Below are 14,459 nucleotides of genomic sequence, written 5' to 3' on the forward strand. Positions count from 1 at the left end.
GTTGTAGGATGCGCGTTCCCATTGGGTGGCTGCGTGAGTTCGTCGATCTGCCCGACGATGCCGGATCGATCGCCGATCGACTTGCGTCGCTTGGATTTCCAGTCGCGGAAATCGAACGCCGGCCAGACATCACAGGCGTGGCCGTCGGCAAAGTGCTCGACATCGCTAAACATCCCAACGCAGACCGTTTACAGGTGGCACGCATCGATGCCGGCGACGACGAGCCGCTCACGATCGCAACGGCCGCGACCAACGTCGCGGCAGGGCAGACGATCGCCGTGGCGAGAATCGGTGCGCGTCTCCCGCAGTTGACCATCGCTCCCCGCACCATGCGCGGCATCGCGTCGCAAGGCATGATGATTTCGGCCGAAGAGTTGGCTTTGCCGGCCGAGTGGTTCGAGGACGGCATTTTGCAGCTCGATCCCGAGACGCCGGCCGGAGCCGATGCGGTGGCGCTGTTCGGCCTCAACGATCCGGTGTTCGATGTGGAAATCACAACCAATCGCGTCGACGCGATGTCGATGCTCGGAATCGCACGCGAGCTGGCTGCATCCTATCGTTGTCCGTTGCGCCTACCCGAACTCCTCGAGGCCGGCGACGTACGCGCGAACGGAGATCCCGGTATTGTGGTCGACCTCGCTTCGACTGGATGCACGCGCTTCGTGGTGCAGCAATTTGGGGAACTGCACGCCGGCGTCGCGCCGGCGTGGATGCGCGTGCGATTGGCGTTAGCGGGCCAGCGGCCGATCGATAACGTGGTCGACGTTTCGAACTACGTGATGCTCGAAACCGGCCAACCACTGCATTTCTACGACGCAGGCCGAGTTGCGGGTTCGACGCTCACCGTACGCGACGCGCACCAAGACGAGACGATCGTCACACTCGACGATGTCGAACGAAGGCTTGCGCCGTCAACGCTCGTCGTTGCCGACCAGCAGCGCGCGTTGGGGGTTGCGGGCGTGATGGGCGGCCGCGACTCCGAAGTCTCGTCTTCCACGTCGACGATCGTGCTCGAAGCCGCCACCTTCGAAGGCTCGCGCGTGCGCCGCGCGGCGAAAGCGTTGGGACTGCGTACCGAAGCCGCAGCGCGGCACGAGAAAACGCTACCCCCGCGTCTGGCCGATTTTGGAGCGGCGCGGGCGGCGTGGCTGTTGGTGCATATGGGAGCGACGGCGTCGCAGCCCAGAGCGTATGGCGAGGAGCTCGAAGACGCCGCCCCGATCGCGTTACGCACGCGCGATGTGAAGCGACTGCTGGGATTGGAAGTGCCCGCGCAACGTATTGCCGGCGAACTCGAATCGCTCGGCTGTCGCGTCGCACAGTCTGGCGACACATTCGACGTTACGCCGCCGTGGTGGCGACGCGATCTCGTCATCGCTGCCGACCTAATCGAAGAAGTCGCCCGCATGGAAGGCTACGACCGGATCGACGCAACCGTGCCGAGCGTCGCGCCGCACGCGATCTCCAGCGATTCGTTCGATCGCGAACGGGATGCGGCGAACGCGTTAGCGGCCCTCGATTATCGCGAAATCGTGACGTACTCGCTGCGCCCGTCAAACGAGCTCGAGCGCGTTCGACGCGCCGGCTTCTCGTTCGCAGATGCCGCGGTGGAAGTGCGCAATCCGCTTTCCGAGGATCAACGCTTTCTTCGCACGTCGCTAGCCGACGGATTCGTTTCCTATTGCGCGCAAATCGATCGCCCGGTTCGCGTCTTCGAGATCGGCGACACGTTCCGTCGCGATGACGGCGGTGCGATCGACGAACGCAACAGCGCTATTTTTGGATTTGCAGCCGAGTCGCTCGACGAACCGGCATGGCACGACACGCATTTCTTGCGTCTCAAGGGCGACTGCGCAACGCTGCTCGAGCGACTCACGGGACGCGCGTGCGCGGCCGAACGTGCGAGCGCTCCGGGCTTGCACCCGGGCAAGACGGCCGCGCTGACAATCGACGGAACGCGCCTAGCGACGTTCGGTTGCATCGATCCTCGCCTAGCGGCGGCCTTCGACGCGCGTTTGCCGCTGTATTTCGCCATCGTTGCACTCGATCGACTGCCGGCCTACGCGGTCAAACGCTACCATCCCGCATCGAAGTTTCCCGGAACGTCGCGCGATTTAGCGTTGACTCTGGATACTTCGGTCGACGCCGGTACGGTCGAACGTACGATCGCCGACGCAATCGGGGCCGCGTGCACGTCGGCCGAAGCGTTCGACGAATATCGCGGGCCACAGATTCCGGCCGACAAAAAAAGTCTGGCGGTGCGTGTCGCTCTGCGGCTCGACGACGCAACGATCACGGACGCGCAGGCCGACGAAGCGATCGAACGCGCGCGCGAGGCGCTGGATACGAAACTCGGAGCGACGCTTCGAACGTGAGCGGCAGCATCGATTGGCCCGACATCGCGATCGGGCTCATCATAGCCGCTGCCGCGATCAAGGGATTCTCGCGCGGGTTCGTAGCCGAACTCGCCGGCATCGCAGCGATCGTCGCCGGCTTCGTCGCGCCGTGGTGGTATAACGGCGCGGCCGACGGACAGATCGAGTCGTTAACGCATTTGCCGGCGGGAGACGCGCACATCGCGGGCATGCTGTTGACGGGAATCTTCGCCTACGTCGTGGTGCTCGTGCTGGCGGCGATCGTCGGCCGCATAGCAAAGCTGCCGATCATCGGCATTGGAAATGCTTTGGGCGGAGCGCTGGTCGGCGTCGTGAAAGGCGCGGTCGTCGTTTGGCTGCTGCTATTCGTCGCGCTTTTTTTTCCGCTGACGCCTCAAATGCACGAGCAGCTTCGCGACGCGCGATTGGTGGGCTATTTTACGGCGTTCGACGACACCGCTGGCAGTGCGATCGAACGGTTCGCACCGCCGTTCGCGCAGCCGGTCATCGCGCCGTTGCTAGACCGGCACCACCTCTAAGCCGGGCGAAACGCCGCGCGCGCGGCTGCGACGCCGGCACCGGGTTCGAACGAGGCGCCTTGATCGCGCAACGCCGACTCGAGCGCGTCGATCGCGTGAAGCACGTCGTCTTGTGCAATGTCGCCCATCGTGCCGAAGCGCACGATTTTTCCAGCGAGTTCTCCTTGACCACCGGACAGCACGACGCCGTAGTGCTCGCGCAATCGGTCCAGCAACGGCGCGATCGCGGTTCCCGCCGGGGGCACGGCCGCGACGACCGTCACGGAATGCGCGCCGGGTTGAGAAACGAGCGCCCAGCCGAGTGCTTCGAACGCTGCCCGAACCGCCTGCGCGTAGCGCGCGTGCCGGGCAAATGCGGCGACCATTCCTTCGGCGTGATATCGTTGCAGCGCGACGTCGAGCGCGTACACGATCGATACGGGTGGCGTCCACGGCGTTTGACCTTCGCGTGAAAATTCGTGCGCTTTGGTGAGGTCAAAATAGTACCGCGGCGTACGGCTTTTTGAAACCGCCGCGCGGGCGCGGTCGCTGAGTGCGATCATCGCGACGCCGGGTGGTGCTGCCAGTGCTTTTTGTGAGGCGGTCGTTACGACGTCGTAACCCCACTCGTCCATACGAAACTCCGCGGCGCCAAGTCCGCTCACCGAATCCACGAGCGAGAGGGCGCCGTGGCGACGCAACACTGCCGCAAGCGCGGCCATATCGTTTTGCGCTCCGGTCGAGGTTTCGTTGTGCGTTAATAACACACCGGCGATGCGCCGATCGCCATCGACATCCAAACGCTCGGCCAGCGCTTGCGGACGTACCGCACTACCGGTTGGTGTATCCAACGTTTCGACGTAACAGCCATACGTTTTGGCGATTTCGCCGAAGCGGCGTCCGAAGACGCCGATGGGGCACGACAAGACGACGTCGCCCGGTGAAAAGCAATTAACGATGGAAGCTTCCATCGCCCCGGTTCCCGACGAGCCTAGAACGTACACATCGTTGCCGGTACCGAATAACGGTTTGAGCGCCGCGCTCACGCGATCCAGCAACTCGCGAAAGCGAGCCCCACGATGATTGATCATCGGCTGCAGCATCGCTTCTAACACCGGCGCCGCGACGGTCACCGGTCCGGGGAGCAGCAGTAACGGCTTCACGCTCAGACGATACGCTCCCGAAGTACGATGTCCCCGCGCGAAAAACAAATGCGGAGCCGCTTTCGCGACCCCGCATTGTTGGCTTCCGAATTCGGAACTACTTACCTTTTTTCTGTACGATGACCGCTCCGTACGGACCGCCGTTACCTGTGAACGACGACATTTGAGATCCGCCGGGGAACGTATACGTATAGCCTGCGTTCAAGCCATAATCCGGTCCGGCGAAGGTGGCAGTGCCGCCAGGGCCGTCGCCGCGCTTGTATCCGGCAACGACGTCAGACGACCCGCTCAGCAGGATATTTTTCACGATCGTAGCCGTGCCACCGCTGACGGTCGCCTGATTAACGGACGATCCAAAGCCGTCGCCCTGATCGCCCAATAGCAGGTACGATCCGCCCCATTGAATCTGGCCAGGGAACGCGATCGAGCCGCCCGTCACGTTCAAAGCGTTGAACGTGGTCGACCCGCTCACGGCTTCGTTGAGTTGATAAACGCCGCTGGTATTGCGCCCTGCAACGTACAGGTCGCCGCTGTTATCATACGCGACGTATTCGTCGATGGGATCGTTCGACACCGTGTAGACGGCCGGCGTACCGGACGCGCCGGCGTAAATCGAGACGCTGCCGCTATCGAAGTTCGCCACTGCTAAATCACCAGTGGTCGGATCCACCGAGCAGCCAAACGGTTCGAAGCCACTGTCACTGAGCGTCTGCGTTGGGGTGGACGAACCGTACGCAAATTCGGTAATAGTTTCTAGGTCGAAGTCGGGGATGAAGACATTCCCTTTGTTATCGGTGCATCCGGGCGTCGGAAACTCGAAACCGGTCAGCGTGCCCTGAAGCGGCGGGTTGTTGCCGCCCGCGTATTTATAGATGTTGACCGTGCCATAGGTGATTTCCGAGACGTACATGAGCGCCTTCGAAGAAGCCGCTGCCGGATTGGCCCAGGATTTGCCGGTCGACGGCCGGCTAAGGTGCGAAACAACCGGCTTCAAGGACGGCGAGAAGCCGTGGTGCGAAGCCGCCACAACGTGCGAAGACTGAGGAATGGATGGCGACGAACTTAGCGCCGATTGCGAATTGCCGCTGCAGCCGGCCAATAAGGCAGCTACCGCAGCGAAAGTCACGAGGCGCTTTGTCGACGGAAAACTCATACAAAAGCTCCTTAGTTCTCTGGTTGGAAGAGACTAGTACGGGGCGGTTGTTATGCAGTGCGAAGCAACCACCCTGCTGGAGCTACGACAAAAGTAAACGAACGTCAGCGCTTGCGCGTTGCCTCGCTACGCTTGCGCTCGGGACGCGCGCTCTTGGCGACCCGGCGTCCGCGCATCGGAACGACGTTATCCCGGGCGCCGGACTCGGCACCTAAGGGAACGCGCGAGATCACGCGTTTCCCAAGAGCGTTGAACAGCACTTCGGACAGCTCTTCGACCGGCACGAAGGTCATCGTATCGCGGACTTCCTTCGGGATATCGTCGAGGTCCATCTCGTTACGCTTCGGCAACAAGATTTTACTGATGCCGGCACGCTTTGCGCCGAGCACTTTTTCTTTCAGGCCGCCGATCGGCAGCACTTGTCCGGTCAACGTAATCTCGCCGGTCATCGCGAGATTCGGATCGACCTTGAGGCCGGTCAAAATCGACGCGATCGAGGTTGCGATTGAGATACCCGCCGACGGGCCGTCCTTGGGCGTCGCGCCGGCCGGGACGTGAATGTGCAGGTCGTGCTTTGCAAAGTAATCCTCGGCCAGTCCTAACTCGCCGGAGCGCGACCGGAGGAACGACACCGCTGCCTGCGCGCTTTCCTTCATCACGTCGCCGAGTTGGCCGGTGAGCACCAGTTTGCCGGTGCCCGGCATAGCTTGTGTTTCGATGAACAGGATATCGCCACCGACCGGTGTGTAGGCCAGGCCCGTCGCGACGCCGACCGACGCCACGCGCTTACGAACTTCGTTGAAGAATCGCGGCTTGCTGAGATACTCCACCAAATTGGCGGGCTGGACGCGCGTTTTGAAGCGCGCGTTCTCGGCGATCTTGCGCGCGATCTTACGGAACACCGTTCCGATTTCACGTTCGAGGTTCCGGACGCCGGCTTCGCGCGTGTAATCGTTGATGATGGCGCGCAGCGTGGTATCGGTGATCTGCGCCTGCGCGTCTTTCAAACCGTTGGCCTTGCGCTGCTTCTTCAGCAAATAGCGCTTCGCGATTTGGAGTTTTTCCATCTCGGTATAGCCGGCCAGCGTAATAATTTCCATGCGATCGCGCAGCGCCGGAGAGATCGTGTCGAGACTGTTGGCCGTGCAGATGAACAGCACTTGCGACAGGTCGAACGGAAGGTCTAAGTAGTGGTCGCGGAAATTGAAGTTTTGCTCGGGGTCCAACACTTCGAGAAGCGCCGACTGCGGGTCGCCGCGATAATCCGCGCCGACTTTGTCGATTTCATCAATCATCATGACCGGATTTTTCTTTCCGGCATCGCGAATCGCGCGAACGATCGTTCCCGGCATCGCGCCGATGTAGGTGCGCCGGTGCCCGCGAATCTCGGATTCGTCGCGAACGCCGCCGACCGACAGCCGCACGAACTTACGTCCCATCGCACGTGCGATCGACTGTCCGAGCGACGTCTTGCCGACGCCGGGCGGTCCGACAAAGCACAGGATCGGCCCGGTCAGCTTTTTCTTGAGTTTGCCCACCGCAAGATACTCGACGATGCGGTCTTTGATTTTCTCGAGATCGTAATGATCTTCATCGAGAATCTCTCGCGCGCGCTTGATGTCGATGTGGTCGTTCGTTTCGCTGCTCCAGGGTAGCGTGATCAACCAATCGAGATACGTGCGGATGACGCTATATTCGGGGCTGGCCTGCGGCACTTTCGAAAGCCTGTCGAGTTCGCGGTCGGCGGACTTTTTCACGTCCTCCGGCATTCCCGCCGCTTCGACTTTTTCGCGCATTTCGTTCATTTCGGCCAACTGCGGATCGACTTCGCCGAGTTCTTCTTGAATCGCGCGCATTTGCTGGCGCAGATAGAACTCGCGCTGATTCTTTTCCATCTCACGCTGGATGTCGCTCTGGATCTTATGACCCAGCTCGACGACTTCGAGCTCCTTGGTGAGCATCATCGTCAGCTTGCGCATGCGTTTGGCGGTATCGCGCTCTTCCAGCAACGCTTGCCGGTCGGCCGTTTCCAAACGCATGGTCGAGGCGACGAAGTACGTCAGCACCGCGGGATCGGTGATGTTCTGAACCTCCATCTCCATCTCGCGCGGAGCCTGAGGCAGAAACGACAGCAGCTTTTGAAACAACGTCGCCAGGTTGCGCTGCATCGCGACCAACTCTTCGCTCTCCAGCGTGATATCGGGAAGCTCGGTGTAGGCCGCCACCATGTAGGGCGCCGATTGCGTGAACTGATCGACTTTAAAAACTTGCTGTCCGGCCACGATGCAACGCAACGTGCCGTCCGGCACCTTCAGCATCTTCTGAATCGTACCGATGGTGCCGACGCGCTGGACATCGTCCGGACCAGGATTTTCGGTGTCGCGATCCTTCAGGACCGTCAAACCGATCGGTCTGCCTTCGCGCAACGCCTCTTCGACGAGCTGGATGCCGGGTTTCTTGACGACAGCCAACGGGATGACGGTGTGCGGAAACAGCACCGCTTCTTGCAGCGGCAATATACCGATCGTGCTAGCCGGTACCACCAGGGTTGATTTTTTCCGAGCGGGCATCTACGAATGAGTCCTCTTTACCAAAATGCGGAGTTCCGTGCGCGCGGTCGGACGATACGCCGTGGCGGCGATCGGAAGCGCGATTATCAGAAGGCCGTCTGCGTAACTTGCGGCAACGCCGTCGAACTCGACGGCGACCGGCAAATGGATCCGTTTGGCGAAGTCGCCGTACGCGATTTCCTTTTGCACGAACGAAGCGCTGCGTAGCCGCAGCGGCTCCCGGCGGGTGCCCGCGATGTACAGGTGACGCTCGTCGACCTCGACCCGGAGCGACTCCGGGTCGGCCCCGGCTACCTCAACCATGGCCACCACCCGGCCCCGATCCTCATCGACCAGAACGTCGGCGTTAGGTTCGGGGGCCGCGATGCGGCTTCGTATCACGAACTCCATGCTCTGATAGAACTCCCCGTTTTAGCACTCGGATGCACCGGGTGCTAAAATTGCTGCCGGCCGGGTTACATGCTCGGATCGGGAAGCGGGCGTCCGGCCGGCCAGGCGACGCAGGGCAGTATTACGATCTGGAGCGTAGACATCGACGCTCCCGAGACTTGAACCCGGAAAAACTGCGTGTACTTGGTCGCGATCCCGTTGCGCATTTGCGGGGGAAAGGTCGAGATGTTCTGGCCAGGGGCGTGTGTGATGCTCAGAACCTGGTTGATCTGGTTTGCAGCGGCGCCCGACATGTACTGCTGCGCGCGCTGTCCGAGCCACGTCGAACCGTCGCCGAGCGTGTACAGATACCCGATGGTCTCGCCTGGAAGCATCGTCGCGGTTGAGACGACGCGGTCGATACGGACGACCTGCATCGAGCGCTCGATGGGGGGCATCAGCACGCGCGGAACCGGTCGCGGCGCATCCAAACACGAGCCGCTCTCTAACGTTTGTTGCGAGGGCGACGCCAGTTGGGCTAACAGCGTCTGCGTCGAAGGGGTTTGTCCCGGCGCGGCCTGTGCGGCGATCAGCGCCGAAAGGATGATCGATGCAAGCATGCGAGGGGATTCGCACTAGAGCGCTCCGCTCCCGTTGCCTCCGCGTGGATTACCGCTACTCGCTATCGACCGGCCGCGGGTCGATCGGCTCTCTTTCGAAGTACGTCTCGTCGAACGCCGCCGGTATCGCTGCAAACGGCCGAGGCGGACGGGAGAAATCGAAGCAATCTCGTTCCGGCGAGATCGCGCGCTTGTCCGAAGCCGCTAAACGCGGCAGGCCGAATTGGTCCTCGACGAACTTTAGAATGCTGCCGTGCTCGAACTGGACGTGCGAAACGTACCCTTTCTTGGCGTACGGCGAAATGATAAGCAATGGAATGCGGATACCGAGACCATCGTAGTCGACCATCTTTGGCGGAACGTGATCGTACCAGCCACCGTATTCGTCCCAAAAAATAAAGATGGCACTGGAGTCCCAATATTTGGACTTGCCGATCGCATTGACGAGCGACGCCACCCAGACGGGACCGTGATCCGACGAACAACCCGCGTGGTCGGAATTGCGGCACGACGGCGTTATCCAGGTTACGGGTGCCAGCTTACCCGCCTTGATATCCGGGAAAAAACGTCGTGCCGGAGCGACGACGCGATCGCTCCAATCCGGCCCGTATCGAATATGCCGAATCGCACGGTACGCACTCCAATAACTGCCGCTTCCCTCTAAACCGGACGTATAGTACTTCCACGACATTCCCGCGGCGTCCAATTCGTCGCCGAGCGTTTGATTGTTGAAGCAACTCGAAATAGGCGTTCCGATCGTACGTTGGGCGGTCAGTGTCGGAACGGTGTCGATTGGACCGCCTCCACAGCCCCAGATCGTTTCCGGGAAATTGACCGAAGAACTCGACTGACCGGCGATGATGTACTGATGCGAGGTAAAGCTCGATGCGTCCAAGTGTGACGTGAACATGCGATCGGCGAAGACGTACTGCTCGCCCATCGAAAAATACGGCTTCGTCTCGCTGTGCGGGACGAACCCGTACTGCGGATTCGGCGGGCAGCCACGAAGACAGCTCGTGGTTTCCTCGTTGAATCCATCCATCTTGCAGTCCGTCCCCGGCAGCGTCCCTCGGCCGTCGCACGCTTCGAAAAACGATTGCGAGCTATGGTCGATATCGTACGGAGCAGTTAACGGAACGGGCTGCAAGCGTATCTTCGTGCCGTCAGTATTGTATCCGTACGGACGCGTATCGGCGCCCGGAAAGCCTTGGAACAGATTATCGACGCTGCGATTCTCCTGAATAATAATAATGACGTGTTTGATTTTGCCCGCGGCGCGATCGTCGAGCCCGTTCAGAGCGGCCGTCGCGACCGGAGCGTTGCTTTGCGGCACGACCAATGCGGCCGATCCGGTGCCGTCTCCACACCGAGCGAGGAGAACGGCACCGGCGGCGAGAGCGAGGGGCGTTGTAATTCGTCGTGTGTTGAACGCTGTCATCATTCCGTATCCGTTGGGCGAAGGTCGAGTGGTTCGCGCTCGAAATCGTGCCGGCCGAGCGCTGCCGGAATCGTTTGGAACGGCCTGGGAGGGCGCGAGAAATCGAAGCAATCCTTTTCCGGCGATTTCGCTCGCTCGTCCGATGCCGCAAGGCGGGGCAGTCCAAACTGGTCTTCGACGAATCGAAGAAGGCTGCCGTGCTCGTATTGCACGTGCGAAACGTAGCCTTTTTTTGCATACGGAGAAATGACGAGCAACGGGACGCGGATACCGAGGCCATCGTAGTCGACCATCTTCGGAGGGACGTGGTCGTACCATCCGCCGTATTCATCCCAAAAGACGAAGATCGCGGTCGAGTTCCAATATTTTGAGGTCCCGACCGCGTTGACGAGGGAGGCGACCCACTCCGGTCCGTGATTCGAGTCGCAATCGGCGTGATCGGAGTTTTCGCACGTCGGCGTCACCCAACTGACTGCAGGCAATTCTGCGTCGTCGATCGCCTTGAAAAATTTCGTCTGCGGACTTATGACGTTTCTTTTCCAATCGGCTCCGTACCGGATGTGCCGGATCGCTTGATATGCGTTCCACAATTGACCGTTCGCGTCCAACGCCGACGTGAAGTATCCCCAAGAAATACCCGCTGCGTCCAGTTCGTCGCCTAGCGTTCGATTATTGAAGCACGGACGAACCGGCGTCCCTTGACGGCGCCGCATCGTCAACGTCGGAACCGTATCGGTCGAACCACCGCCGCAACCCCACAACGAGCTTGGGAAATCGTCCGACGAGCTAGACTGACCGGCAATGATGTATTGGTGCGACGTGAAGCTGCTGGCGTCGATATGTGAAGTGAACATGCGGTCGGCGAAAACGTACTGCTCGCCCATTGCGAAGTATGGCTTGGTTTCGCTGTGCGGGACGTAACCGTATTGAGCGTCCGGTTTGCAGGTGAGGCACATTAACGCTTCTTTGTCGAAGCCGTTCATCCGGCAGTCCGTGCCGGGCATGCTTCCACTTCCGTTGCACGCTTGCAGAAAGGACTTGAGGCTGTGATCGATATCGTAGCCCGCTTCCAGCGGAACCGGCTGCAGCCGGATCTTGTGATTCTTGCTATCGTAACCGTACGAACGTGTATCGGCCCCGGGAAAACCGGTGAAAAGGTCGTCGACGCTACGATTTTCCTGAATGATGATAACGACGTGCTTGATTTTTCCGCTCGCCGGCTGCCGCAAATCGTCGAGACCGCCGATCGCTTGGGCGCCGCCGGCGGAAGATGTTGGGAACGATGCCCCGCTCCATCCGTTACATGCTGCGAATGACAGAACCAGCGCCGCACCGAAGAAGGGCTTCGAGATTTTCATCATTCTGCGTCCGGAACGCGCCGGTCGAGCGGCTCGTTCTCAAAATACGTTTTGCCGAACGACGACGGAATCGTCTTAAAGGGGCGGGGCGGCTTTGAAAAATCGAAGCAGTCGGCTTCGGGGGAATTGGCGCGCGTATCCGATGCCGCTAGGCGCGGGAGGTCGAACTGGTCTTCGACGAACTTCAGAATGCTGCCGTGTTCGAACTGCACGTGAGATACGTAACCGCGCTTCGCATACGGCGAGATAATTAATAACGGGACGCGTAGGCCTAAGCCATCGTAATCGAGCATTTTTGGCGCGACGTGATCGTACCAGCCACCGTACTCGTCCCAGAAGACGAAGATCGCGCTCGACTTCCAATACTTTGACTGACCGATCGCATTGACGAGCGACGCTACCCAGTGCGGACCGTGATTCGACTCACAACCGGCGTGATCGGAATTGTTACACGTCGGCGTGACCCAGCTCACGGCGGGAAGCGTTCCTTGGGCGACCGCCTTAAAAAATTTGGTTTGCGGGCTAAACACGTTTCTCTTCCAGTCCGGGCCGTAGCGAATGTGCCGGATCGCCTGATATGCGTTCCATATACTATCGGCGTTATTGAGGGTCGCCGTGTAATATCCCCACGAGATGCGCGCCGCATCGAGTTCGTCGCCGAGCGTCTGATTCGTGAAACACGGTTTGATCGGGGTCGATTCGCTGCGCTGCATCGTGAGCGTCGGAACGGTATCGTTCGCGCCGCCGCCGCAGCCCCACCGCGAGGCCGGAAAATCGACCGAAGAACTGGATTGGCCCGCGATGATGTATTGATGCGATGTGAAGCTGCTGGCATCGATCATCGACGTGAACATGCGGTCGCCGAATACGTAACTCTCGGCCATGTCGAAATAGGGTTTCGTTTCGCTACGCGGCACGTAACCGTACTGGGGGTTCGGAGGGCAGCCGACCAGGCAGCCAACCTTCTCGTTATTGAAGCCGTTCATTTGGCACTTCGTCCCGGGTAGTTTTCCGAGTCCGTTACACGCGGCTAGGAACGACGCTAAACTATGATCGATATCGTACGACGACTCGAGTGGCACCGGTTGCAAGGCGATCTTGTTGCCGTTGCTGTCGTAACCGTACGATCGCGTGTCGGCTCCTGGGAGGCCCGGAAAGAGGTCGTCGACGCTCCGATTTTCTTGCACGATGATGATGACGTGCTGGATCTTTCCGCTTGGTCTATAGCCCGGCCCATCGAGCGATCGCATCCCTTTTCCGCCGACATCCGGTAACGACGCTGCGGCGCTCTGGTTGCAGCCAGCCACGAATAGCGACGTTGACAATAACAGGCCGACGGTAATCGTCCTCTGGACGAACCCGAGCCGATGGAGAAAAATCAAAACAATCCCTTTTGCAAGACGTCGCGCGCGCATGCGACACGGCCAAGCCTTCCAGCCCGATCGACCTTCTACTTAATGTGGAATGCTCCGCCGGTTCGATTGCGTTGACGAGCGAAGCGACCAAATGCGCGCTCTATTCGGAGTCCGGAATGCGCGGGTCGTTCGGCTCCTTTTCAAAATATGCTCGCTTGAGTTTGGACTGAATCGGCTCGAACGCTCGAGGTTTCTGCGTGAAATCGAACGCATCTTTTTCGGGCGACGTCGCACGCGTATCCGACGCTGCCAACCGAGCTAGTCCGAACTGATCCTCAACGAAACGCAGTATGCTGCCGTGCTCGTATTGGACGTGCGACACGTAGCCTTTCTTGGCATACGGCGAAATAATCAACAGCGGAACACGTAACCCTAAGCCGTCGTAGTCCAGCATCTTTGGCGCGACGTGATCGTACCAGCCGCCGTATTCGTCCCAGAAAATAAAAATTGCGCTCGAGTTCCAATACTTGGATTCACCGATTGCGTTGACGAGCGAAGCTACCCAGTGCGGCCCGTGATTCGACCTGCATCCCGCATGATCGGAGTTTTGACACGTCGGAGTGACCCAGCTTACTGCCGGCAGCGCGCCACCGTCGATGGCTTTGAAGAATTTTGTCGCCGGCCAGTGCACGTTTTTGTGCCAATCCGGTCCGTAGCGGATGTGATCGATCGCCTGATACGCGTTCCATATATTTCCGTCGCCATTAATCGACGCGGTGTAGTATCCCCACGAAAGGCCGGCCGTGTCGAGTTCGTCGCCGAGCGTCGTGCTTGGAAAACACGGTTGAATCGTCGGCCCCTCCACTCGCTGCTGGGTGAGCGTCGCAATAGAGTCGCTCTTTCCGCCGTCGCAGCCCCAAATCGAGGTGGGAAAGTTGACCGACGACTGTGCCTGGCCCGCGATAATGTACTGATGCGAAACGAAGCTGCTGGCATCGATCATCGACGTGAACATATGATCGGCCAACACGTATTGTTGCGCCATCGCGAAGTATGGTTTGGTTTCGGAGGCCGGGACGTAACCATACTGCGGATTGGGCGGACACTGCGACGGTCCGTGACCGCACGTTACGAGCTCCTTATTGAATCCGTTCATCTGACAATTCGTCCCAGGCAGACTTCCCGTACCGTTGCAGGCTTCGAGGTACGACTGTAGGCTGTGATCGACGTCCCATGGGGTTTGGAGCTTAATGGGCGTCAGGGCAATCTTTTTTCCAGTACTATCGTAGCCGTACGACCGAACGTCGGCGCCCGGATAGCCTTGGAACAAATTGTCGACGCTACGGTTTTCTTGGACGATGATGATGACGTGCTGAATCTTGCTCGATGCGGCTGCGTGCCGTTCGATGGCGCGAAGATCGGGCAACGCGCCGACCCAGCTCGGCGCTCCTGCGGTCGGAGTGCTGCAGGCCGGCAGCGCGACGGAACAAGACAGAGCTAGAATTCCCAAACAAGGCAAGCGCATAAAATTCATCTACAA

Annotated in this window: 11 protein-coding genes; 2 read left to right on the forward strand and 9 right to left on the reverse strand. The window is 59.9% G+C overall.

Going from position 1 to position 14,459, the window contains the following annotated elements:
- Positions 1-8 precede the first annotated feature (8 nt).
- On the forward strand, positions 9-2,375 hold the full coding sequence (gene pheT, locus VGF98_10575; protein ID HEY1682070.1) for a phenylalanine--tRNA ligase subunit beta: 2,367 nt from the start codon (positions 9-11) through the stop codon (positions 2,373-2,375).
- Positions 2,372-2,914 (forward strand): CvpA family protein, encoded by a 543-nt coding sequence (locus VGF98_10580; protein ID HEY1682071.1) that lies wholly within the window; start codon positions 2,372-2,374, stop codon positions 2,912-2,914. Before pheT ends, VGF98_10580 begins: the two co-directional genes overlap by 4 nt.
- Here the strand turns inward: VGF98_10580 and VGF98_10585 are convergent.
- The 9 genes from VGF98_10585 to VGF98_10625 form a co-directional block, all read right to left on the reverse strand.
- On the reverse strand, positions 2,911-4,056 hold the full coding sequence (locus tag VGF98_10585) for an alanine--glyoxylate aminotransferase family protein (protein ID HEY1682072.1): 1,146 nt from the start codon (positions 4,054-4,056) through the stop codon (positions 2,911-2,913). The two genes, VGF98_10580 and VGF98_10585, sit on opposite strands and share 4 nt — an antisense overlap.
- A gap of 97 nt (positions 4,057-4,153) precedes the next feature.
- On the reverse strand, positions 4,154-5,182 hold the full coding sequence (locus VGF98_10590; GenBank protein HEY1682073.1) for a hypothetical protein: 1,029 nt from the start codon (positions 5,180-5,182) through the stop codon (positions 4,154-4,156).
- 131 nt (positions 5,183-5,313) lie between these two features.
- Positions 5,314-7,752, reverse strand: a complete 2,439-nt coding sequence (gene lon, locus VGF98_10595; GenBank protein ID HEY1682074.1) for an endopeptidase La — start codon at positions 7,750-7,752, stop codon at positions 5,314-5,316.
- Positions 7,753-7,779: 27 nt separating this feature from the next.
- Entirely contained in the window at positions 7,780-8,169 is a 390-nt protein-coding gene (locus VGF98_10600) for an Hsp20/alpha crystallin family protein (GenBank protein HEY1682075.1), read from the reverse strand.
- A 65-nt stretch (positions 8,170-8,234) separates the two neighbouring features.
- Complete coding sequence (locus VGF98_10605; protein HEY1682076.1) at positions 8,235-8,768, reverse strand: hypothetical protein; 534 nt, start codon at positions 8,766-8,768, stop codon at positions 8,235-8,237.
- A 55-nt stretch (positions 8,769-8,823) separates the two neighbouring features.
- Positions 8,824-10,209: an alkaline phosphatase family protein gene (locus tag VGF98_10610; protein HEY1682077.1), complete on the reverse strand. Its 1,386-nt coding sequence runs from the start codon at positions 10,207-10,209 to the stop codon at positions 8,824-8,826.
- Positions 10,206-11,567, reverse strand: a complete 1,362-nt coding sequence (locus VGF98_10615; GenBank protein ID HEY1682078.1) for an alkaline phosphatase family protein — start codon at positions 11,565-11,567, stop codon at positions 10,206-10,208. The genes VGF98_10610 and VGF98_10615 overlap by 4 nt, the downstream gene beginning before the upstream one ends.
- Complete coding sequence (locus VGF98_10620; protein HEY1682079.1) at positions 11,564-12,946, reverse strand: alkaline phosphatase family protein; 1,383 nt, start codon at positions 12,944-12,946, stop codon at positions 11,564-11,566. The genes VGF98_10615 and VGF98_10620 overlap by 4 nt, the downstream gene beginning before the upstream one ends.
- Positions 12,947-13,079: 133 nt before the next feature.
- Positions 13,080-14,453 carry an alkaline phosphatase family protein gene (locus VGF98_10625; protein ID HEY1682080.1) on the reverse strand — a complete coding sequence of 458 codons (1,374 nt, stop codon included), beginning with the start codon at positions 14,451-14,453 and terminating at the stop codon, positions 13,080-13,082.
- Between the last annotated feature and the right edge of the window lie 6 nt (positions 14,454-14,459).

Origin of the sequence: Candidatus Tumulicola sp. (assembly GCA_036490475.1) — a bacterium.
Lineage (GTDB): Bacteria > Vulcanimicrobiota > Vulcanimicrobiia > Vulcanimicrobiales > Vulcanimicrobiaceae > Tumulicola.